Origin of the sequence: Frigoribacterium sp. PhB116, from assembly GCF_004364285.1 — a bacterium.
Taxonomy (GTDB): domain Bacteria; phylum Actinomycetota; class Actinomycetes; order Actinomycetales; family Microbacteriaceae; genus Frigoribacterium.
On the sequence record NZ_SOBE01000001.1, the window covers coordinates 379,533 to 400,084 of the forward strand.

At 71.0% G+C, this 20,552-nt stretch carries 16 protein-coding genes and 1 tRNA gene; 3 read left to right on the forward strand and 14 right to left on the reverse strand.

What is annotated here, in order from left to right; all coding sequences use genetic code 11:
- Position 1: 1 nt before the first annotated feature.
- The 9 genes from EDF20_RS01710 to polA all read right to left on the reverse strand — a co-directional run bounded on the left by EDF20_RS01710 (position 2) and on the right by polA (position 9,933).
- Positions 2-1,690 (reverse strand): DUF885 domain-containing protein, encoded by a 1,689-nt coding sequence (locus EDF20_RS01710; RefSeq protein ID WP_133737521.1) that lies wholly within the window; start codon positions 1,688-1,690, stop codon positions 2-4.
- A gap of 75 nt (positions 1,691-1,765) precedes the next feature.
- Positions 1,766-2,035: an HPr family phosphocarrier protein gene (locus tag EDF20_RS01715; protein WP_123545842.1), complete on the reverse strand. Its 270-nt coding sequence runs from the start codon at positions 2,033-2,035 to the stop codon at positions 1,766-1,768.
- Between the two features lie 57 nt (positions 2,036-2,092).
- Positions 2,093-3,178 (reverse strand): zinc-dependent dehydrogenase, encoded by a 1,086-nt coding sequence (locus EDF20_RS01720; RefSeq protein ID WP_133737522.1) that lies wholly within the window; start codon positions 3,176-3,178, stop codon positions 2,093-2,095.
- Between the two features lie 19 nt (positions 3,179-3,197).
- A complete protein-coding gene (locus EDF20_RS01725; protein ID WP_123545845.1) occupies positions 3,198-3,662 on the reverse strand; it encodes a PTS sugar transporter subunit IIA in 465 nt (154 codons plus the stop codon).
- A 2-nt stretch (positions 3,663-3,664) separates the two neighbouring features.
- A complete protein-coding gene (locus EDF20_RS15860; protein WP_146900799.1) occupies positions 3,665-3,973 on the reverse strand; it encodes a PTS lactose transporter subunit IIB in 309 nt (102 codons plus the stop codon).
- Positions 3,974-4,030: 57 nt separating this feature from the next.
- Positions 4,031-5,197, reverse strand: a complete 1,167-nt coding sequence (locus EDF20_RS01730) for a PTS mannitol transporter subunit IICB (protein ID WP_146900796.1) — start codon at positions 5,195-5,197, stop codon at positions 4,031-4,033.
- 22 nt (positions 5,198-5,219) lie between these two features.
- Positions 5,220-6,230 carry a 1-phosphofructokinase family hexose kinase gene (locus tag EDF20_RS01735; protein ID WP_233568939.1) on the reverse strand — a complete coding sequence of 337 codons (1,011 nt, stop codon included), beginning with the start codon at positions 6,228-6,230 and terminating at the stop codon, positions 5,220-5,222.
- An 8-nt stretch (positions 6,231-6,238) separates the two neighbouring features.
- Positions 6,239-7,000: a DeoR/GlpR family DNA-binding transcription regulator gene (locus EDF20_RS01740; RefSeq protein WP_123545849.1), complete on the reverse strand. Its 762-nt coding sequence runs from the start codon at positions 6,998-7,000 to the stop codon at positions 6,239-6,241.
- 260 nt (positions 7,001-7,260) lie between these two features.
- Positions 7,261-9,933 (reverse strand): DNA polymerase I, encoded by a 2,673-nt coding sequence (polA, locus tag EDF20_RS01745; protein ID WP_133737523.1) that lies wholly within the window; start codon positions 9,931-9,933, stop codon positions 7,261-7,263.
- Between the two features lie 170 nt (positions 9,934-10,103).
- On the opposite strand from polA, the gene EDF20_RS01750 reads away from it, so the two are divergent.
- Positions 10,104-10,454: a PaaI family thioesterase gene (locus EDF20_RS01750; protein ID WP_243833397.1), complete on the forward strand. Its 351-nt coding sequence runs from the start codon at positions 10,104-10,106 to the stop codon at positions 10,452-10,454.
- A 99-nt stretch (positions 10,455-10,553) separates the two neighbouring features.
- On the opposite strand, the gene EDF20_RS15565 is transcribed toward EDF20_RS01750, so the two are convergent.
- A complete protein-coding gene (locus tag EDF20_RS15565; protein ID WP_146900783.1) occupies positions 10,554-11,159 on the reverse strand; it encodes a response regulator in 606 nt (201 codons plus the stop codon).
- 39 nt (positions 11,160-11,198) lie between these two features.
- Between EDF20_RS15565 and EDF20_RS01760 the strand changes: the two genes are divergently transcribed.
- Positions 11,199-11,281 (forward strand) — tRNA-Leu (locus EDF20_RS01760).
- 309 nt (positions 11,282-11,590) lie between these two features.
- A complete protein-coding gene (locus EDF20_RS01765) occupies positions 11,591-11,794 on the forward strand; it encodes a cold-shock protein (RefSeq protein ID WP_055797427.1) in 204 nt (67 codons plus the stop codon).
- Positions 11,795-11,965: 171 nt separating this feature from the next.
- On the opposite strand, the gene EDF20_RS01770 is transcribed toward EDF20_RS01765, so the two are convergent.
- The 4 genes from EDF20_RS01770 to gltB all read right to left on the reverse strand — a co-directional run bounded on the left by EDF20_RS01770 (position 11,966) and on the right by gltB (position 20,330).
- Entirely contained in the window at positions 11,966-12,583 is a 618-nt protein-coding gene (locus EDF20_RS01770) for a hypothetical protein (RefSeq protein WP_133737525.1), read from the reverse strand.
- Between the two features lie 193 nt (positions 12,584-12,776).
- Positions 12,777-14,225, reverse strand: a complete 1,449-nt coding sequence (pyk, locus tag EDF20_RS01775) for a pyruvate kinase (protein WP_133737526.1) — start codon at positions 14,223-14,225, stop codon at positions 12,777-12,779.
- A gap of 74 nt (positions 14,226-14,299) precedes the next feature.
- Positions 14,300-15,757: a glutamate synthase subunit beta gene (locus tag EDF20_RS01780; protein ID WP_123545861.1), complete on the reverse strand. Its 1,458-nt coding sequence runs from the start codon at positions 15,755-15,757 to the stop codon at positions 14,300-14,302.
- A complete protein-coding gene (gene gltB, locus EDF20_RS01785; protein WP_133738072.1) occupies positions 15,750-20,330 on the reverse strand; it encodes a glutamate synthase large subunit in 4,581 nt (1,526 codons plus the stop codon). The genes EDF20_RS01780 and gltB overlap by 8 nt, the downstream gene beginning before the upstream one ends.
- Positions 20,331-20,552 lie beyond the last annotated feature (222 nt).

Below are 20,552 nucleotides of genomic sequence, written 5' to 3' on the forward strand. Positions count from 1 at the left end.
ATCAGGAGAGCAGCGCGCGCCGCAGCGTGTCGAGCCCGACGCCGCCGAGCTGGAGCGCCTCACGGTGGAACGCGCGGAGGTCGAAGTCGGCTCCCTCGCGACGAGCCCGCTCGGCACGCAGGTCCTCCCAGATCCGCTGTCCGACCTTGTACGACGGGGCCTGGCCCGGCCAGCCGAGGTAGCGGTCGACCTCGAAGCGGACGAACTCGTCGTCCATGGCGACGTTGGCGCGCAGGAACGCCAGCGCGGTCTCGTGGCTCCAGGGCTCGGTCGAGCCGGGGAACGTCTTGCCGAGGTGCACGCCGACGTCGAGCACCACCCTGGCGGCGCGCATCCGCTGGCCGTCGAGCATCCCGAGGCGGTCGCCCGGGTCGGAGAGCCAGCCGAGCTCGTCCATCAGCCTCTCCGCGTAGAGGGCCCAGCCCTCGGCGTGCCCCGACGTGCCGGCGAGCTGGCGGCGCCAGGTGTTCAGCTGGGCGCTGTTGTAGACCGCCTGGCCGAGCTGGAGGTGGTGCCCCGGTACGCCCTCGTGGAACACGGTCGTCGTCTCGCGCCAGGTGCCGAAGCGCGTGACGCCCTCGGGGACCGACCACCACATGCGGCCGGGACGGGAGAAGTCGTCGCTGGGGCTCGTGTAGTAGATGCCGCCGTCCTTCGTCGGCGCGATGCGGCACTCAAGGCGACGGACGGGGTCCGGCACGTCGAAGTGCGTGCCGGCGAGCTCGGCCACGGCGCGGTCGCTGAGCCGCTGCATCCACTGCTGGAGCGCCTCCGTGCCCTCGAGCTGTCGCGCGGGGTCGGCGTCGAGGACGGCGATCGCCCGCGCCACGTCCGCGCCCGGCTCGATCTCGCGCGCCACCGCCTCCTGCTCGCTCTTCATGCGGGCGAGCTCGGCGAGGCCCCACTCGTACGTCTCGTCGAGGTCGACGGTCGCCCCGAGGAACCGCCTCGAGTGCAGGGCGTAGGCGTCGCGGCCGACGCCGTCCTCGACGGCGGCCGCGGGCAGCAGCTCGTCGAGCAGGAACCGGCGGGCGGCGAGGTAGCCCTCAACCGCCGAGGAGGCGCCCCTCGCGAGGTCGGACGCGAGCCCGGCTGAGGGGGCGGTGCCGTCCGCCAGCCGCGCCGACGAGGCGAGCTCGGCGAAGAAGCCGTCCGGTGAACCGATCCGGGCGCACTGCTCGGCCACGGCCTCGACCTGGCGCCGCGCGGGCACGACGCCCTCGGCGATGCCCTGGCGGAGGGTCTCCACCAGCTGCCCGAGGGCCTGGTCGACCCGGCCGAGGCGCGAGGCGACGTCGGCCCAGTCGCCCTCGGTCTCGGTGGGCATCAGGTCGTAGACCTCGCGGATCGCTTGGATCGGTGAGGCGATGACGTTGAGGTCGCGCAGCTGCAGACGCTGCTCGGCGTACTCGAGGTCGAGACGGAGCTCGGCCCCCAGGTCGTCCTGGGTGACGCGGTCGACGTCGTCGACGGGCTCCGTGGCGTCCAGCTCGGCGAGCACGCGGCGGACCGCCTCGACGTGGCGCTCGTGGCCCGCTGGCGAGTAGTCGCCGTACTCGCCCGTGCGGCCCTCGCGCCCGATCCACGTCGCGGTGGTGGGGTCGAGGTCGACGAGCTGGTCGACCCAGCGCTCGGCGATGCCGTCGATCGGGGTCTGCGGGCGGACGGGAGGCGTCGTGGGCTCGGTCATGGGACGAGGCTAGCGACGACGGCGGGGCGTCGCGTCGACCCGTGTCGACGCGACGCCCCGCAGGACGGACGGGTGCTACTCGGCGTCGAGATCCGTCTCGAGCAGCGTGGCCAGCTCGTCGAGGGCGGTGTCGGCGTTGTCGCCGTCGGTGGCGAGGACGACCTCGTCGCCGTGGCCGATGCCGAGCGAGAGGACACCGAGGATGCTGGCGGCGTTGACGGTCTTGCCGGCGGGCGAGGTCAGCGTGACCTTGGCGCCGCTCTTGCCGGCGGCCTGGCTGAACAGCGAGGCGGGGCGGGCGTGCAGGCCGACGCTCGAGGCGATGGTGACGGTGCGTTCTGGCATTTCTTCTCCTTGGTCGAGACCGGTCTGGTCGGGGTGCGGGCCGGGGCCCTGGACGTGTCAGTCGTGGGTGGTCGGTCGATCGTCGCGGTGGGGCTCGATCGTGACCTTGATGGCCTCGCCGCTCGCGATGGCCTCGAGGGCGTCGTGCAGGCGGTCGAGGGGGAAACGGTGGGTGATCAGGTCGCCCACCACGACCTCGCCCGAGGCGATGAGCCGCAGCGCCTCGCGGTTGTGCGCCGGGCTCGACCCGTTCACGCCCACGATCGTCAGCTCACGGTAGTGCACGAGGTTCGAGTCGATGCTGATCTGCGAGTCGTCCCGGGCGAGGCCGCCGAAGAGGCTGAGGCGGCCGCCGGGCGCGAGGAGCGCGAGAGCATGCTCCTGGGCGGGTCGTGACGCCGCGGCCGTGATGACGACGTCGACCCCCAGACCGCCGGAGGCGGCGCGCACCTGGTCGAGGACGACCTGGCGTCCGTCCGCTCCCGCCTCCACCGCGAGGGCGAGGTCCGGGCGGACGAGGGCGGCAGCCCGCGCGAGACGGTCCGCGTTCGCGTCGACGAGGATCACCTGGCGCGCGCCCCGGGCACGGGCGAGGCGGACGTGCATGCAGCCGATCGGTCCTGAGCCGATGACGAGGACGCTGTCCCCCGCGCCGACGCGTGCGAGCTCCTGGCCGTTGAGGACACAGGCGAGGGGCTCGACGAGCGACGCCTCCTCGGACGAGACGTGGTCGGGGACGCGGTTGACGCCGTCGACGGCCAGGACGGCCGCGGGGACGACCATGAACTCGGCGAAGCCGCCGGCGTACTGGTAGCCCATGCTCGTCTGGCGGGGGCAGACGCTCGGCCGGCCGGCTCGGCAGACGTCGCAGGTGCCGCACGGCACGGCCGCGATCACCTGGACGCGGTCGCCGACGGCCCAACGGTCGACCTCGTCGCCGACCTCGACGACGGTGCCGGCGACCTCGTGGCCCATCACCTGCGGGCCGGTCATGTGGGGGTGGCCCGACCGCAGGATCTTCAGGTCGGTGCCGCAGGCGGAGCAGTTGTCGACGCGGAGGAGTAGCTCACCGCGAGAGACCCCGGGCGTCGCCACGTCGTCGAGACGCACGTCGCCCGGGGCCCACCACTTCGCTGCTCTCACGAGGAGTCCGAGCCGCCCGTCACTCGTCGTCGTCGGTCGACGCGAGCAGCTCGTAGACCTCCGACGTCGTCGTGGCGCCGCGCAGGGCCGCAGCGGAGTCAGGGTCCATCAGGATGCTGGCGAGTTGGCTGAGGATGGCGATGTGGCCGTTGCCCGCCGCGGCGATGCCGACGGCGACCGAGACCTCGTTGCCGTCCCAGTCGACCGGGGTCGGGAAGCGGAGCACGACGAGCGCGTCCTTCTTCACCGAGTCCTTTCCGGCGAGCGTGCCGTGCGGAATCGCGACGCCCTCGCCGACGTAGGTCGACACCGAGTTCTCGCGCTCGAACATGGCGTCGACGTAGGTCTCGTCGATCGCCCCGGCCTCGATGAGCGCCTGGCCCGCGGCGCGGATGGCCTCGTCGCGGCTCGATGCCTTCTCGTCGAGACGGATCGACGACTCCGCGAGGAGCGACGTCAGCTCGGGTGCCTGCTGGTCCGCCATCGTCAGACCTCGACCGTCGTGCCGTCCTGGATGGCCTTGACCACCTTGGCGACCGAGGGGTCGCCCATGAACAGCTGGAACGGGACGACGGGGATGTTCGGCACGACGCCGCGCGCACGCTCGGCGAGGTTGTTCTGCGTCACGACGACGTCGGCGTCGGCCGGGATGTCGGCGACGGGCGAGTGCTCGACGGTCACGCCGCTCTTCTTGAGCTGCTTCTTGAGGGTCGAGGCCAGCATGACGCTGCTGCCCATGCCCGCGTCGCACGCGACGATGAGCTTCTTGATGGAGGAACCGTCGAGGGTTGCCATGTCAGTCTCCTTGTTTCTCAGGGTGGGGGGCCGGCCGGAGCCGGCCCCCCGAGTCAATCAGTTGGACGCTGAGGGCGCGGCCGTGCCCTTGCTGGTCGCCTTGTTGGCGGCCGTGGCGGCCTGGGCGTCGGCGAGTGCCTGCGCCTGGGCGGCGTCGTCCTCGGCGGCGGCCTCGCGCTTCTCCTTGCGGCCGAAGCCCATGAGGAACGAGCAGACCACGAACGAGACCGCGGCGGACAGCAGGATGCCGACCAGGATCACCGGGAAGTCGCCGGGGGCGGCGACGAGGGCGTAGGCGATGATGCTGCCGGGCGAGGGGCTCGCGACCAGGCCGACGCCCGTGAGGAGGAAGAAGCCGACTCCGGTCGCACCGCCGAGCACGGCGCCGATGAGGAGGATCGGCTTCATCAGCACGTACGGGAAGTAGATCTCGTGGATGCCGCCGAAGAACTGCACGATGATCGCAGCCGGTGCCGACGGACGGATGGCGCGCGGTCCGAAGAAGAGGAAGGCGAGCAGGATGCCGAGGCCCGGGCCGGGGTTCGACTCGAGCATGAACAGGATGGACTTGCCGGACTCGGCAGCCTGGTCGATCCCGAGGGGCGTGAGCACGCCCTGGTTGATGGCGTTGTTGAGGAACAGGATCTTCGCCGGCTCGATCAGCAGGGACGCCAGCGGCAGCAGGCCGCGCTCGACGAGGAAGTCGACCCCGTTGCCGAGGACCGTGGTCAGGCCCGAGGTGAGCGGCGCGATGCCGAAGTACGCGCCGATCGCCATGGCCCCGCCGAAGATGCCGAGCGAGAAGTTGTTGACGAGCATCTCGAAGCCGGACTTGATGCGGCCGTCGAGCGCGCGGTCGAACTGCTTGAGCAGCAGCGCGGCCAGCGGGCCGACGATCATCGCGCCGAGGAACTGCGGCTTGTCGGTCGCCACGATGACGCCCATCACGGCGATCGAGGCGATGACGGCCCCGCGCTGCCCGTGGACCATGCGGCCACCGGTGTACGCGATCAGGATCGGGAGCAGGTACAGGATGATCGGGTCGACCAGCGACGCGACGGTCTCGTTGGGCGTCCAGCCCGTGGGGATGAAGAGGGCCGTGATGAGGCCCCAGGCGATGAACGCGCCGATGTTCGGCATGACCATGCCGGCCAGGAAGCCGCCGAAGCGCTGGACGCGCGCGCGGACTCCCGTTCCGGTGACCGTGGGGGTGAATTCGGACATGAGGGGCGGTACTCCTTCGTACTCAGTGGTGAGTCTCGGTGAGGGTGGTGGGCAGGGACGTGGTGCGTCGGGTGGGGATCGAGGAGGCGGCGGCCGCGTCCCCGACGAGCGGGCTCGTCAGGTCAGGCTGCGCCAGGAGCGACGCCTCGGAGGCGTCGAGGTCGGAGGGCGCCGGGACCGTGGTGCCGGGCAGCCTCGTGGCGGCGGCACCCCAGGTCAGGGCGGCGAGGAGGGCGTCACGGGGGGCGCCTCCTGCGGTCTCGCTCGCGAGGTAGCCCGCGAGGAAGCTGTCGCCCGCGCCGACGGTGCTGCGGGGCACGGCGACGTGCGAGGTGCCGACTACGACGCCGTCGGGGCCGACGAGCACGGCGCCCTCGGCCCCGAGGCTCACGAGCACCGTACCCACCCCGGAGGCGCGGACGGCCTCGGCGGCCGCGACGACGTCGCCGAGCGTGTCGAGCGTGCGGCCGGCGAGCTCGGCGAGCTCGGCGAGGTTCGGCTTCAGCAGGTCGGGCCGGGCCTCGACCGCCGCGGACAGGGCGTCGCCGCTCGTGTCGACGGCGAGCTTGGCGCCGGTCCGGCGCACGTCGTCGACGAAGCGGGCGAACGTCGCCGTGCTGATCTCGGGCGGCAGGCTGCCGGACACGACGATCCAGGTGGCGTCCTCCGCCGTCGCCCGGACGACGGCCGTGATCGCGGTCAGGTCGTCGTGGCTCAGCGCGAGACCGGGCTCGTTCAGCTTGGTCACCGTGCCGCCGGGCTCGGCGACGGTCAGGTTCGACCGGGTGCGGCCCGAGACGGGCACGTACCGCGCGCTCACGCCGGCCGCGTCGAGCAGGGCGCTCAGCTCCGCGCCCTCGCGGCCGCCGACCGGGAGCACGGCCACGCTGTTCACCCCGTGGGCGGTCAGGGCGCGGGCGACGTTGACGCCCTTGCCCGCCGGCTCGAGGAGCGGCGCGCCCGTGCGGACGACGTCGCCGCGGTCGAGACGACCGACCTCGACGGTGCGGTCGAGGCTCGGGTTGAGGGTCACGGTGACGATCACACGATCACCACCCGGGGCCCGGAGCGCTCGACGTCGTCGGCGAGGTCGGCGTCGACGCCCGTGTCGGTGATGACCGTGTCGACCTCGGAGAGCGGAGCCACGCGGGCGAAGTCCTCCCGGCCGAACTTCGAGTGGTCGGTGAGGATGACCGTGCGGCGGGAGGCCGCCATCAGGGCCTTCTTCACTCGCGCCTCGGCGAGGTCGGGCGTGGTGAGGCCCCGCTCGGCCGAGAGGCCGTTCGTGCCCATGAAGGCGACGTCGGCGAAGACCTCGGCGATCTGCGTCCGGGTCCACTCCCCCACCGCGGCGAGGGTGCGGCCGCGGACGACTCCGCCCAGGAGGTGGAGGGTCACGTTGGGCCGGGCGACGAGCACGTTCGCGACGGGCAGCGAGTGCGTCACGACGGTGAGCTCGCGGTCGGTGGGCAGCAGCTCGGCGAACCGGACGGTCGTCGTGCCGGCGTCGACGATGATCGACCCGCCGTCGGGCAGCTCGTCGAGGGCTGCGCGGGCGATCCGCTCCTTCTCGCCGGCGGCCGAGCCCTCGCGGTCGGCGACGTGCGGCTCGATGCCGAGGCGCTCGACGGCGATGGCCCCGCCGTGCACGCGCCGCAGGACCCCGCGCCGCTCGAGCGCGGTCAGGTCGCGGCGAACGGTCTCCGGCGTCACGGACAGCTCGCGGGCCAGACCGGCGACCTCGACGCGGCCGCGCGTGCGCGCCGAGTCCAGGATCTGCTGGTGGCGCTCGGGAGCGTACATGCGCGGAGACTCCGTCGTCAGTCGTGCGGCTCGCGGGGCGGTGAGGCCGAGCGGGGAGAGCGGGGTGGACAGCTGGGGCAAGCAGAGCAGGAACAGATGTTGTTCCCGGTTTATATAAGTCCGTTCGCGTCCCCTGGTCAAGTCAGACGCGCGTGTCGCCCCCGCTTGTGCCCGTTTCGGGGGACGAAGGCGTCATTGCGACCCCCGACATCGTCGACGTGACGCTCCGGTGCCGGTCCTGGTGCGTCGCTGATCCGCCGCTAGTGAGCCGCAGCGTCCCAGCTGCTGCCGAGGCCCACGCTGACGTCGAGCGGCACGCGGAGCTCGGCGGCCCCGCTCATGCGACGGCTGACGATGTCGCGAACGTCGTCGACCTCGCCCGGCGCGACCTCGACGATCATCTCGTCGTGGACCTGCAGCAGCACGCGGCTGGCCATCTCGCGCTCGTCGAGTTCGCTGCGGACGCCGAGCATGGCCCTCTTCATGATGTCGGCCGCCGAGCCCTGGATGGGCGCGTTCAGCGCAGCGCGCTCGGCGTTCTCGCGCAGGACCCGGTTGGGCGACTTGAGGTCGGCGAAGGGGCGCCGGCGACCGAAGATCGTCTCGGTGTAGCCGTCTTCACGCGCCTTCTCCACGACGTTCCGGAGGTACTCCCTCACCGCGCCGAAGCGCTCGAAGTAGTCGGTCATCAGCTGCTTCGCCTCGGAGCTCTCGATCCGCAGCTGCTTCGACAGGCCGAACGCGCTGAGGCCGTAGGCCAGTCCGTACGACATCGCCTTGACCTTGGTGCGCATGGCTGGGCTGACGTCCTCCGGCTCGACCCCGAAGATGCGGGCGCCGACGAAGCGGTGCAGGTCTTCTCCCGCGTTGAAGGCCTCGATCAGCCCGGCGTCGCCGGACAGGTGGGCCATGATGCGCATCTCGATCTGCGAGTAGTCGGCCGTGAGGAGCGTCTCGTACTCGGGGCCGTGCACGAAGGCCGCCCTGATCTCGCGGCCGACCGCGGCCTTGACCGGGATGTTCTGGAGGTTCGGGTCGACGGACGAGATGCGGCCGGTGGTGGTGCCGGTCTGGTCGTACGTCGTGTGGATGCGGCCGTCGTCGGCGATCGACTTGTCGAGTGTGTCGATGATCTGCCGCAGCTTCGTCGCGTCGCGGTGCTGCAGCAAGAGACCGAGGAACGGGTGCGGGTGCTTCTCCTGCAGGTCGGCGAGGGACGCGGCGTCGGTGGAGTACCCGGTCTTCGTCGCCCGGGTCTTGGGCATCTCGAGCTGCTCGAAGAGGACCTCCTGCAGCTGCTTCGGCGAGCCGAGGTTGACCTCTCGGCCGATCTCGGCGAACGCGTCCGTGGCGAGCCCCGCCGCCGTCTCGCCGAGGCGCGTGGAGAGCTCGGCCAGGACCGGGTGGTCGGCCGCGACGCCCGTGAGCTCCATGTCGCCCAGGACGGGGACCAAGGGCAGCTCGAGGTCGGTGAGGACGCTGCGGGAGCCCTCGTCGAGGGACTCGTGGAACGACTCGGCGAGCCGGAGCGTGTACCAGGCCTCCGTCGCGACGCTCACCTGCTCGTCGGCCGGGACGAGCTGGTTCGGGTCCGCGACGGGGAGGGTCTCGCCTAGCTGCTCGTAGACGAGGTCGGTCAGGGCGAAGGAGGTGCGGCCCGGCCTGAGCAGCCACGCCGCGACCCGCGTGTCGCCGGCGATCCCGGTGAGCGCGAGACCCGCCTTGGACAGGGCCTTGTAGGCACGCTTGGCGTCGTGCAGCACCTTCGGCGAGTCGGCGTCGAGCCAGGCCTCGAGGGCGACGTAGTCGCCGCGGCCCGTGGCCCACGGCACGTAGGCGGACTCGTCGTGCGACGAGATGCCGAGCCCCACGACGCCCTCGGCGCCGTACTCGACGCTGAGCCCGACCGGCGACGCCGGATCGGACGCGTGCTTCTTGAGCCAGAACGCGAGCTCTTCGTCGATGAGCGTGCGCACGACGGGCAGGCCGGCAGGGGCGGCCACGACGGCGCCCTCTCCCGAGGCGTCGGGCGCGGCGCCGCTCGCGTCGGCGAGGGTGAGCACGCGGTCGAGGAGGGTGCGGAACTGGAGCTTGTCGAAGAGCTCGCGCACGGCGTCGGCGTCGACGGCGCGGCGCTCGAGGTCGCCGGGCGCCACGGGGAGCTCGACGTCGGTCACGAGGCGGTTGAGCCGCCGGTTGCGGATCGCGCGCTCTTTCTGCTCACGGAGGTTGCCGCCCACGACGCCCTTGATGTCGTCGGCGTGGGCGATGACCTCGTCGAGGCTGCCGAACTGGGTGATCCACTTGACGGCGGTCTTCTCGCCGACCTTGTCGATGCCGATCAGGTTGTCGCTCGTCTCGCCGACGAGGGCCGCGATCTCGGGGTACTGGTGCGGCTCGATGCCGTAGCGCTCGAACACCTTGTCGCGGTCGTAGCGGGTGAGCTCGCTGACGCCGCGCGCTGAGGGGTAGAGCAGGGTCACGTCGTCGTTGACCATCTGGATGGCGTCGCGGTCGCCCGAGACGACGAGGACGCGGTAGCCGTCGTCGCGACCCCTCACGGCGAGGGTCGCGAGGATGTCGTCGGCCTCGAAGTCCTCTTTCGTGATGGTCGTGATGCCCATGGCGTGCAGCGCCTCCTGCAGGAGGGGGATCTGCCCCACGAACTCGACCGGCGTCTCGGAGCGCGTGCCCTTGTACTCGGGGTATTCACGCGTGCGGAACGAGAACCGCGAGATGTCGAAGGCGACCGCCAGATGGGTCGGCTTCTCGTTCTTGAGGAGGCTCAGCAGCATCGAGATGAACCCGTGGATCGCGTTCGTGTGCTGACCCTCCCGGTTCACGAAACTGTCGACGGGCAGGGCGTAGAACGCCCGGAACGCGAGGGAATGGCCGTCGATGACCAGGAGGGTAGGCTTCGTTTCGTCCGACACCCCGTCAGCCTAGCGGGCGCCCCCGACAGCGGATCCGGAGCACCATGACCGACGCGACCACCTCCTCCTCGTCCAACGACGCCGAGCGGACCGTGCGTCCCGACGCCGCGCTCAGCGACGACGCGGTCGAGCTCTTCCGGCGCCGCGGCGTCGGCGCCCTCGCCGAGAAGATGGGCATCGAGATCCTCGAGATGAGCGCGGAGCGCGCGGTCGGCCGGATGCCCGTCGAGGGCAACACCCAGCCGGTCGGCATCCTGCACGGCGGGGCTCACGTCGTCCTGGCCGAGACCCTCGGCTCCGTGGCGGCGAACGTCCACGCCGGGGCGGGGCGCCTCGCGATGGGCATCGAGCTGAACGCCAGCCACAGCAGGTCGGCCGCGACCGGGTGGGTGACCGGCACCTGCACCGCGGTCCACCTCGGCCGCACCCTGGCGACGCACCAGGTCGTCATGACGGACGACGACGGACGCCTGTTGTCGACGGTGCGCATCACGAACTACCTGACGGACGCCCGCGACTGACTCCCTCGGCCGGCGCCTCACGGCCGATGCCCAGAACGTGCCCGAACGACGAGAGGCCCGCCCCCACCGGGGACGGGCCTCTGGTCGCGAGCGGGCTCGCTACTTCTTGACGCTCAGCTGCTCGATGATCGCCTGGGCGACGTCGTGCATCGTGAGGCGACGATCCATCGACGCCTTCTGGATCCAGCGGAACGCCTCCGGCTCGGTGAGGCCCATCTTCTCGTTGAGCAGGCCCTTGGCCCGGTCGACGAGCTTGCGGGTCTCGAAGCGCTCGACCAGGTCGGCGACCTCGGCTTCGAGGGTGATGATCTGCGTGTAGCGCGAGAGGGCGATCTCGATCGCGGGGAGGAGGTCGTTGGGCGTGAAGGGCTTGACCACGTAAGCCAGGGCGCCGGCCTCGCTGGCCCGCTCGACCAGTTCTTTCTGGCTGAACGCCGTGAGGAGCACGACGGGGGCGATGTGGTTCTTGCTCAGCGTCTCGGCCGCGGAGATGCCGTCGAGCTTCGGCATCTTGACGTCCATGATGACGAGGTCGGGTCGCAGCTCGGTCGCGAGGGCGACGGCGGTCTCGCCGTCTCCGGCCTCGCCCACCACCTCGAATCCGTTGTCGCGGAGGATCTCGACGATGTCGAGGCGGATGAGGGACTCATCCTCCGCGACGACGACGCGACGGGGTGCTGCTGGTGTTGCTTCCTGGTCACTCACGAAGCAGAGCCTACGGTATTCTCGCCTCGGTCGTCGTGAGCCGGATTGGCGGAATGGCAGACGCGGGGCACTCAAAATGCTCTGTCCGAGAGGGCGTGTGGGTTCGAGTCCCACATCCGGCACGGTCGACGACTCCCCCCACCCTGCCCCGCGCCGTGCGCGCCGTGCGCGCGGTGCGAGCGCCCGTCCGCAGGTCGCGAGATCGAGACGATCTCGACTTCCTGCGTCGAAACGGTTGACCCGGGCCACTCGTGCACTACGCTGGTGGAACTGGTTGTTGTGTTACGCATTTGTATCTCGCGACGTGCCAGGTCGAGGTTCCTCGGAATCCCGGCCAGGGGGCGTCGTTCTCAGAGGGAGCGGACAAAAAGGCACCGCGACGAGCGATCTCGAAATCGAGATCGACAACTCTGATTGAAGGAACAAGAAAAATGGCAACAGGTACCGTTAAGTGGTTCAACTCCGAAAAGGGCTTCGGCTTCATCACCCCCGACGACGGATCCACTGACGTCTTCGCGCACTTCTCCGCGATCGCCGGCGACGGCTACCGCAACCTGGAGGAGAACCAGAAGGTCGAGTTCGACACGGCTCAGGGCAACAAGGGCCTCCAGGCCGAGAACATCCGCGTCATCTGACTCGGCGGCGTCCTCGAGACGCCGACTGGAGACGATCTGATCGTCCCCGACACTGAAGCCCCGATCTGCTCCGGCAGGTCGGGGCTTCTCTCATTCCCTCGGTGGCACCGGCCGTACGGCCGGTGCAGCGGAGGGCGGGGGCGTCACAGAGCTGTGTCCGCTCGAGGTCGGTCAACGGGGCAGCGGCAACGGCAGCCCCAGGAGGCGCGCCACCGGTTCGTAGTCCGCCGCCGCTTCCCGGTACTCCGCCTCCGCCTCCGCCCCTCCCCCGTCGAGGTCGAGCTCGATCCGGAGCTCGCGTGCCTCTCGAGCTGCCCGGGCTAGGCGCCAGCGCTCCGCGCGCAGGGACCACAGCGCGAGCTCGTCGCCGTCGGCGTCGTCCGGGGCCGCGTTCGCGACGTCCCACGGCACACGCACGGCCGGCAGGTCGCGGTCCGGCCCGTCCGGTCGTGCGACGTCAGGCCGGGGGTCGCTGAAGTCCGCGAAGAGCCGCTTCATGCCCACGGCGAGCACGGCCCCGACGAGGGCACCCGAGAGGACGAACGCCGCGAGGTCGCCGAGGCCCTCGACGTGCCAGATGGCACCCGCCACGGTCCCCATGAAGAAGCCCCCCGTCGCTCCCCCGGTCAACGTCCAGGCGTCCACGACGGCGGACCCGGCGCGGTCGACGGCCCCGGTGCCCGCACGGCTGCGCCGAGTCGTGGCGACGTCGTGGCCGGTGCCGCTCGGCACGACCCACAGGGCTCCTCCGACGACGAAGCAACGAGGGTGCGAGGGGCCGACGGACATGCCGGGAGGCTACGCCCGCAGTCTGAGGGCGGGCCGCCGACCTCGCGGACCCGTCGAACCCGCGCGCACCCCGCCTCGCGCGAGAGGGTGTGCGCGCATCCTGCGGGTCTCGGCAAGAGCGGGTCCGCGGACGACGACGGCCGGGCCGCCTCCGGGGAGGCGACCCGGCCGTGCCGGGGTCGTGCTGCCGTCGCTAGTTCGTGCTGGCGTAGGCCGGGGCGGCCTCACCGTGCGCGTCGCCCACGCGGTGCACGCGGAGGTCGTTCGTCGACCCCGCGATGCCGGGAGGGGACCCGGCGATGACGATGACCTTCTCGCCCGAGAGGGCGAGCGCGTTGCCCAGGAGGATGTCGTCGACCTGCTCGAACATGGCGTCCGTGTGGGTCACGTTCTCGACGAGGAACGACTGGACGCCCCAGCTGAGCGTCATGCGGCGACGCGTCGCCTCGTTGGGCGTGAAGGCCAGGATCGGGATCGAGTGGCGGAGGCGCGACATGCGACGCACGGAGTCGCCCGACTCCGTGAACACGCAGAGGTAGCGCGCCTGGACGAAGTCGGCCACGTCGGCCGCCGCCAGGGTGATCGCACCGCCCTGGGTGCGCGGCTTCGTGCCGAGCGGGGGGATGCGCTCGAGGCCGTGTTCTTCGGTGGAGGCGACGATGCGGGCCATGGTCTGCACCGTCACGACGGGGTACTCGCCCACGCTCGTCTCGCCGCTGAGCATGACCGCGTCGGCGCCGTCGAGGACGGCGTTCGCCACGTCGGACGTCTCGGCGCGCGTCGGGATCGGGCTGGAGATCATCGACTCGAGCATCTGCGTCGCGACGATGACCGGCTTGGCCATGCGGCGGGACAGCTCGACGGCGTGCTTCTGGACGATGGGGACCGCCTCGAGAGGGAGCTCGACGCCGAGGTCGCCACGGGCGACCATGATGCCGTCGAACGCGTCGATGATCGCCTCGAGGTTGTCGACGGCCTGCGGCTTCTCGATCTTGGCGATGACGGGCAGGCGACGCCCCTCCTCGGCCATGATCTCGTGCACGCGGGTGACGTCGTCGGCGTCGCGGACGAACGAGAGCGCGATGAAGTCGGCGCCGAGGGCCAGGCCCCAGCGGAGGTCCGCTTCGTCTTTCTCAGAGAGGGCAGGGACGCTCACGGCGACGCCGGGCAGGTTGATGCCCTTGTTGTTCGAGACCGTGCCGGCCACGACGACCTCGGTCGTCACGGTCGTTCCGTCGGTCTCGAGCACGCGCAGCTTCACGCGACCGTCGTCGATCAGCAGCGGGTCGCCCACGGCGACGTCGCCGGGCAGGCCCTTGAAGGTCGTGCCGCAGATCTCCTTCGTGCCGAGGATGTCGTCGGTGGTGATCTTGAACACGTCGCCGACCGCGAGGTCGTGCGGGCCGTCGGAGAACTTGCCCAGGCGGATCTTCGGGCCCTGCAGGTCGACGAGGACGGCCACGGGACGCTCGGCGTCCGCCGCTGCCTGGCGCACGTTGGCGTAGACGGACTCGTGCACGTCGTAGCTGCCGTGGCTGAGGTTCATCCTGGCCACGTCGACGCCGGCGTCGATGATGGCCCGGATGTCGTCGTAGCTCGACGTCGCCGGCCCGAGGGTGGCGACGATCTTTGCGCGTCTCATGTGTTCCTTACTGTAGGTAGGGGGTGGGACGGCTGGGGACCCGTTCCACCAGCCTATTCCCGACTCGAGCCGGGTCAGACCGAAATGGCGCGATCCGTGGGCTTGACCGGGAACGGCAGGATCGTCTCGCCCTCGAGCCAGGCGTCCACGGCCGAGGCCGCTGCCCGGCCCTCGGCGATCGCCCACACGATGAGCGACTGGCCGCGGCCGGCGTCCCCCGTCACGAACACGCCGGGCTCGGACGTCTGGTAGTCGCCCCCGCGGTCGAGGTTGCCCCGGGAGTCGAACGGCACTCGCAGCTGCTGCTCGATGGCGTCGCGCTCCGGGCCGGTGAAGCCGAGGGCCAGGAGGACGAGGTCCGCCGGGATCTCGCGCTCGGTGCCGGCCTTGGGAACGCGACGGCCGTCGAGGTACTCGGTCTCGGCGACGCGGACGGCACGGACCTCGCCGACCTCGTTGCGGAGGAACTCGACGGTGGAGGCGAGGTACATCCGCTCGCCGCCCTCCTCGTGCGCGCTCGCGACCTCGAACAGGGTCGGGAAGGTGGGCCAGGGCTGGGACTCGGCCCGCTCCTCCGGGGGCTGCTGGCCGATGGCGAGGTTCGTCACGGACAGGGCGCCCTGACGGTGAGCCGTGCCGATGCAGTCGGCGCCGGTGTCGCCGCCGCCGAGGACGACGACGTGCTTGCCCTCGGCCGTGATCTGGTCGTCGACCCGGTCGCCGGCACCGGTGCGGTTCTGCTGCACCAGGTACTCCATGGCGAAGTGGACGCCGGAGAGGTCGCGGCCCGGAATGTCGAGGTCGCGCGGGACGGTGGAGCCCGTGGCGACCACGACGGCGTCGTAGCGCGCTCGGAGGTCGTCCCAGGCGATGTCGCGGCCGATCTCGACGCCGGCGCGGAAGCGCGTTCCCTCGGCGCGCATCTGCGTGAGCCGCTGCTCGATCTGCTTCTTCTCCATCTTGAAGTCGGGGATGCCGTAGCGGAGGAGGCCGCCGATGCGGTCGTCCCGCTCGTAGACCGCGACGGTGTGCCCCGCCCGCGTCAGCTGCTGTGCCGCGGCGAGGCCGGCCGGGCCGGACCCGACGACGGCGACGGTCTTGCCCGTCAGGCGCTCGGGCGGGTGAGGCGTGACCCAGCCCTGCTGGAAGGCCTGGTCGATGATGCTGACCTCGACCTGCTTGATGGTCACCGGCGGCTGGTTGATCCCCAGGACGCACGACGCCTCGCAGGGCGCCGGGCACAGGCGGCCCGTGAACTCGGGGAAGTTGTTGGTCGCGTGCAGCCGCTCGCTGGCCTGACGGCCCTCGCCGCGCCACATGAGGTCGTTCCACTCGGGGATGAGGTTGCCGAGGGGGCAGCCCTGGTGGCAGAACGGCACGCCGCAGTCCATGCAACGGCCCGCCTGTCGGCGGAGCTCGCCGCTCTCCTGCTGCTCGTACACCTCCTTGTAGTCCATCAACCGCACGGACACGGGACGACGCTTCGGGAGCTCGCGCTTCTGGGTCTTGAGGAACCCCTTCGGATCAGCCACCGGTCACCTCCAGGATTCGCTTCCAGGCTTCGTCGCCATCGGGGTCGAGACCCTCGTCGACGGCCGTCTGCCGGGTGGCGAGGACGGCGGCGTAGTCACGCGGCAGGACCTTGACGAACTCGGACGCCGCGGCGTCGACGTCGGCGAGCAGGCGCTCGGCGACGGGCGAGCCCGTCTCGGCGAGGTGCCGCGACAGGAGGTCGGAGAGGATCTCGACGTCGGCGCTGCCGAGCGGGTGCAGCTGGAGCTCGCCCGACGCGAGGGACTCGGCGTTCACCCGCTCGCTGCGGAGCCGGTGCACGTAGGCCGTGCCGCCGGACATGCCCGCGCCGAGGTTCCGTCCCGTGTCGCCGAGGATGACGGCGAGACCGCCGGTCATGTACTCGAGCGCGTGATCGCCCACGCCCTCGACGACGGCGCTGGCACCCGAGTTGCGCACCAGGAACCGCTCGCCCACGATGCCGCGGATGAAGAGGCTGCCCTGGGTCGCGCCGTAGCCGATCACGTTGCCGGCGATGACGTTGTCCTCGGCGACGAAGGTGCTCTCCCGCGACGGCCGCACGACGACGATGCCGCCGGAGAGGCCCTTGCCGACGTAGTCGTTGCTGTCGCCCTCGAGGCGCAGCGTGATGCCGGCCGGCAGGAAGGCACCGAGCGACTGTCCGGCGGAGCCGGTCAGGGTGACGTCGATGCTGCCCTCGGGCAGGCCGTGCTCGCCGTGGCGGACGGTCACCTCGTGGCCGAGCATGGTCCCGACGGCACGCTCGGTGTTGCGGATGGGCAGCGAGATCGCGACCCGGCCGCCGTTCTCGAGCACGTCGGAGCTGCGGGCGATGAGCTCGACGTCGAAGTGCGACTCGAGCTCGTGGTCCTGCTGCCGGTGGTTGCGACGGGGCTCGTCGTCGTCGAAGTGCGGTCCGACCAGCACGGGCGACAGGTCGAGACCGGAGGCCTTCCAGTGGTCGAGGGCACGGTCGACGTCGAGGGCGTCCGTTCGGCCGATCGCCTCGTCGAGGCTGCGGAAGCCGAGGGAGGCGAGGATCTCGCGCACCTCCTGGGCCAGGAACTCGAAGAAGTTGACGACGAACTCGGGCTTGCCCGAGAACCGCGCCCGGAGCTCGGGGTTCTGCGTCGCGACGCCCACGGGGCAGGTGTCGAGGTGGCAGACCCGCATCATGATGCAGCCCTCGACGATCAGCGGCGCGGTCGCGAAGCCGAACTCCTCGCCGCCGAGCAGCGCGGCGATCACGACGTCGCGGCCCGTCTTCATCTGGCCGTCGACCTGCACCACGACGCGGTCGCGCATGCCGTTGAGCATCAGCGTCTGCTGGGTCTCCGCGAGGCCGATCTCCCACGGGGTGCCGGCGTGCTTGAGCGAGTTCAGGGGGCTGGCGCCCGTGCCGCCGTCGTGGCCCGAGACGAGGACCACGTCGGCGAGGGCCTTCGTCACGCCCGCGGCGACCGCTCCGATGCCCGACTGGCTCACGAGCTTGACGTGCACCCGGGCCGTCGGGTTGGCGCGCTTGACGTCGAAGATGAGCTGCTTGAGGTCTTCGATCGAGTAGATGTCGTGGTGCGGCGGCGGGCTGATCAGGCCGACGCCCGGCGTCGCGTGGCGGGTGCGTGCCACCCACGGGTAGACCTTCGTCGGGGGCAGCTGCCCGCCCTCGCCGGGCTTGGCGCCCTGGGCCATCTTGAGCTGGATGTCGGTGGCGTGCGTGAGGTACATGCTCGTCACGCCGAACCGACCCGACGCGACCTGCTTGACCGCGCTGCGGCGCTCGGGGTCGAGCAGTCGGTCGACGTCCTCGCCGCCTTCGCCCGTGTTGGACTTGCCGCCCAGGCGGTTCATGGCGATCGCGAGGGTCTCGTGCGCCTCCTTCGAGATGGAGCCGTAGCTCATCGCGCCGGTCGAGAACCGCTTCACGATCGACTCGATCGGCTCGACCTCGTCGAGGGGCACCGGCTCGCGGAGGCCCTGCCGGAACGAGAAGAGCCCGCGGAGGGTCATCAGGTCCTCCGACTGGTCGTCGACGAGTTTCGTGTACTCGCGGAAGATGTCGTACCGGCGCGTGCGCGTGGCGTGCTGCAGGCGGAAGACGGTGTCGGGGTTGAACAGGTGCCGCGGGCCCTCGCGGCGCCACTGGTACTCGCCCCCGGTCGCGAGGCGCTCGTGCGCCACGACGGACCCGTCGGTCGGGTACGCGCTGGTGTGGCGCTGCTTGTTCTCGGCCGCGACGACGTCGATGCCCACCCCGCCGAGCACGCTCGACGTGCCGGTGAAGTAGGTGTCGACGAACTCCTGGCTCAGGCCGACGGCCTCGAAGGCCTGGGCGGCGGCGTAGCTCGACACGGTCGAGATGCCCATCTTGGACATGATCTTGAGCACGCCCTTGCCGAGCGCCTTGATCAAGTTGTGGACGGCGTCCTCCGGCGAGATGCCGGTGATCATGCCCGACCGGACGAGGTTCTCGCAGGTCTCCATGGCGAGGTACGGGTTGATCGCCGAGGCGCCGTAGCCGATCAGGGTGGCGACGTGGTGCACCTCGCGGACGTCGCCGGCCTCGACGATCAGGCCGACCGACATGCGCTTCTCGGTGCGGATCAGGTGGTGGTGGACCGCAGCGAGCATGAGGAGGGACGGGACGGGCGCGAAGTCCTGGTTCGAGTCGCGGTCGGAGAGCACGATGAACTCGGCCCCGGCCTCGATGGCGTCGTCGACCTCGTTGCACATGGCCGCGATGCGCTTCTCGAGCGCGCGCGGCCCCTTGTCGGCCCGGTACAGGCCGCGGATCGTCGAGGTGACGCGAGAACCGGGGCTGGGGTCGATGTGCTGGATCTTCGCGAGCTCGTCGTTGTCGATGACGGGGAAGTCGAGCACGACCTGGCGCGCGTGCTCCGGGGTCGCCGAGAGCAGGTTGCGCTCCGGGCCGAGCCCGAGCGACAGCGACGTGACGACCTGCTCCCGGATCGAGTCGAGCGGCGGGTTCGTCACCTGTGCGAACTGCTGGGTGAAGTAGTCGAACAGGAGGCGCGGGCGCTCGGACAGCACCGCGATCGGCGTGTCGCTGCCCATGGCACCGAGGGGCTCGGCCCCGGTCTTCGCCATCGGCGTGAGCAGGATGCGCACCTCTTCTTCGGTGTAGCCGAAGGTGCGCTGGCGACGGATGACGGAGGCCGGCGTGTGCACGATGTGCTCGCGCTCGGGCAGCTCGGAGAGGCGGATGCGGCCCTCGGCGAGCCACTCGCCGAAGGGCTCGGACGCCGCGAGGTCGCGTTTGATCTCGTCGTCCTCGATCAAGCGGCCTGCCTCGGTGTCGACGAGGAACATCTTGCCGGGGCGCAGCCGCCCCTTGCGGACGATCTTCGCGGGGTCGATGTCGGGCAGCACGCCGATCTCGCTGGCGAGCACGACGAGGCCGTCGTCGGTGACCAGGTAGCGACCGGGGCGCAGGCCGTTGCGGTCGAGGGTGGCGCCCACGAGGCTGCCGTCGGTGAAGGTGATGGCGGCGGGGCCGTCCCACGCCTCCATGAGCATCGAGTGGTACTCGTAGAAGTCCCGCAGGGTCGGGTCGATGTCGACCTGGTTCTCCCACGCCTCGGGGACCATCATCATGATGGCGTGCGGCAGCGAGCGACCTGTGAGGCTCAGCAGCTCGACCACCTCGTCGAACGACGCGGAGTCGCTGGCGCCGGGGCTGACCACCGGCAGCAGCGGCTTGAGGTCGCCGAGGAGCTCGGACTCGAGCTGCGACTGGCGCGCTCGCATCCAGTTGCGGTTGCCCCGGACGGTGTTGATCTCGCCGTTGTGCGCGATCATCCGGAACGGCTGTGCGAGCGGCCAGGACGGGAACGTGTTCGTCGAGTACCGGGAGTGCACGACGGCCAGCTTCGACGCGAAGCGCTCGTCGCTGAGGTCGGGGTAGAAGGGCTCGAGCTGCAGCGTCGTGACCATGCCCTTGTAGACCATGGTGCGGCTGCCGAGCGAGGTGAAGTAGGCGCCGAGCTTCGACTCGGAGCGCTTGCGCAGACGGTAGGCCTGGCGGTCGAGCGCCACGCCTGAGAGCGGCACGCCGTCGGCGTCGTGACGACGGCTGCGGACGAAGAGCTGCTCGAACGCCGGCATCGCCCCGCGGGCCAGCGAGCCGAGCTCGTCGGGTCGGACGGGCACCTCGCGCCAGCCGAGGACGTCGAGCTGCTCGAGGTTCGCGATGCGCTCGACGCCGGTCTTCAGCTCGGCTCGCTCTTGTTCGTCGGTCGGGAGGAACGCGATGCCGACGGCGTACTGCCCGGCCTCGGGCAGCTCGAAGTCGACGACGGCGCGGAGGAACGCGTCGGGGACCTGGCAGAGGATGCCGGCGCCGTCGCCCGTGCCCGCGTCGGAGCCGATCGCACCACGGTGCTCGAGGTTGCGGAGCGCGCCGAGCGCGGCGTCGACGATGTCGTGGCCCGGGGTCCCGCGGAGCGTCGCGACCATGGCGAGGCCGCAGGCGTCCTTCTCGTTGCGCGGGTCGTACAGGCCCGCAGCAGCGGGAACGGTGCTGAACTGCTGGTGAACTGGCGTGAGCGCCATGTGATCCGTCCTCACGGGGAGATCCGATGGGGGTCGGGACGTCGTCGGCCCGTCGTCGAGACGACGGCGCGGACGCGTCCATCGTCGGCAGGTGCTGACCGGGCGGTGGTGGCGGGCCCGGGTGCGGCGCAGCGTGACTTCCCGTGGCTGCTTGTGGCAGCCGTGAGGCGGTGCTCGTCGCGGAGGGTGCCCCTGAGGGAGCGGGGCAGGTCGTGAGTGCTG

Excerpts from the sequence above, each read along its gene's own strand:
- gltB (WP_133738072.1), bottom strand. The coding sequence starts at position 20,330 with ATGGCGCTCACGCCAGTTCACCAGCAGTTCAGCACCGTTCCCGCTGCT.
- EDF20_RS01730 (WP_146900796.1), bottom strand. The coding sequence starts at position 5,197 with ATGTCCGAATTCACCCCCACGGTCACCGGAACGGGAGTCCGCGCGCGC.
- EDF20_RS01765 (WP_055797427.1), top strand. The coding sequence starts at position 11,591 with ATGGCAACAGGTACCGTTAAGTGGTTCAACTCCGAAAAGGGCTTCGGC.
- EDF20_RS01715 (WP_123545842.1), bottom strand. The coding sequence starts at position 2,035 with ATGCCAGAACGCACCGTCACCATCGCCTCGAGCGTCGGCCTGCACGCC.
- EDF20_RS01770 (WP_133737525.1), bottom strand. The coding sequence starts at position 12,583 with ATGTCCGTCGGCCCCTCGCACCCTCGTTGCTTCGTCGTCGGAGGAGCC.
- EDF20_RS01725 (WP_123545845.1), bottom strand. The coding sequence starts at position 3,662 with ATGGCGGACCAGCAGGCACCCGAGCTGACGTCGCTCCTCGCGGAGTCG.
- EDF20_RS01710 (WP_133737521.1), bottom strand. The coding sequence starts at position 1,690 with ATGACCGAGCCCACGACGCCTCCCGTCCGCCCGCAGACCCCGATCGAC.
- pyk (WP_133737526.1), bottom strand. The coding sequence starts at position 14,225 with ATGAGACGCGCAAAGATCGTCGCCACCCTCGGGCCGGCGACGTCGAGC.
- EDF20_RS01750 (WP_243833397.1), top strand. The coding sequence starts at position 10,104 with ATGGGCATCGAGATCCTCGAGATGAGCGCGGAGCGCGCGGTCGGCCGG.
- EDF20_RS01740 (WP_123545849.1), bottom strand. The coding sequence starts at position 7,000 with ATGTACGCTCCCGAGCGCCACCAGCAGATCCTGGACTCGGCGCGCACG.
- EDF20_RS15860 (WP_146900799.1), bottom strand. The coding sequence starts at position 3,973 with ATGGCAACCCTCGACGGTTCCTCCATCAAGAAGCTCATCGTCGCGTGC.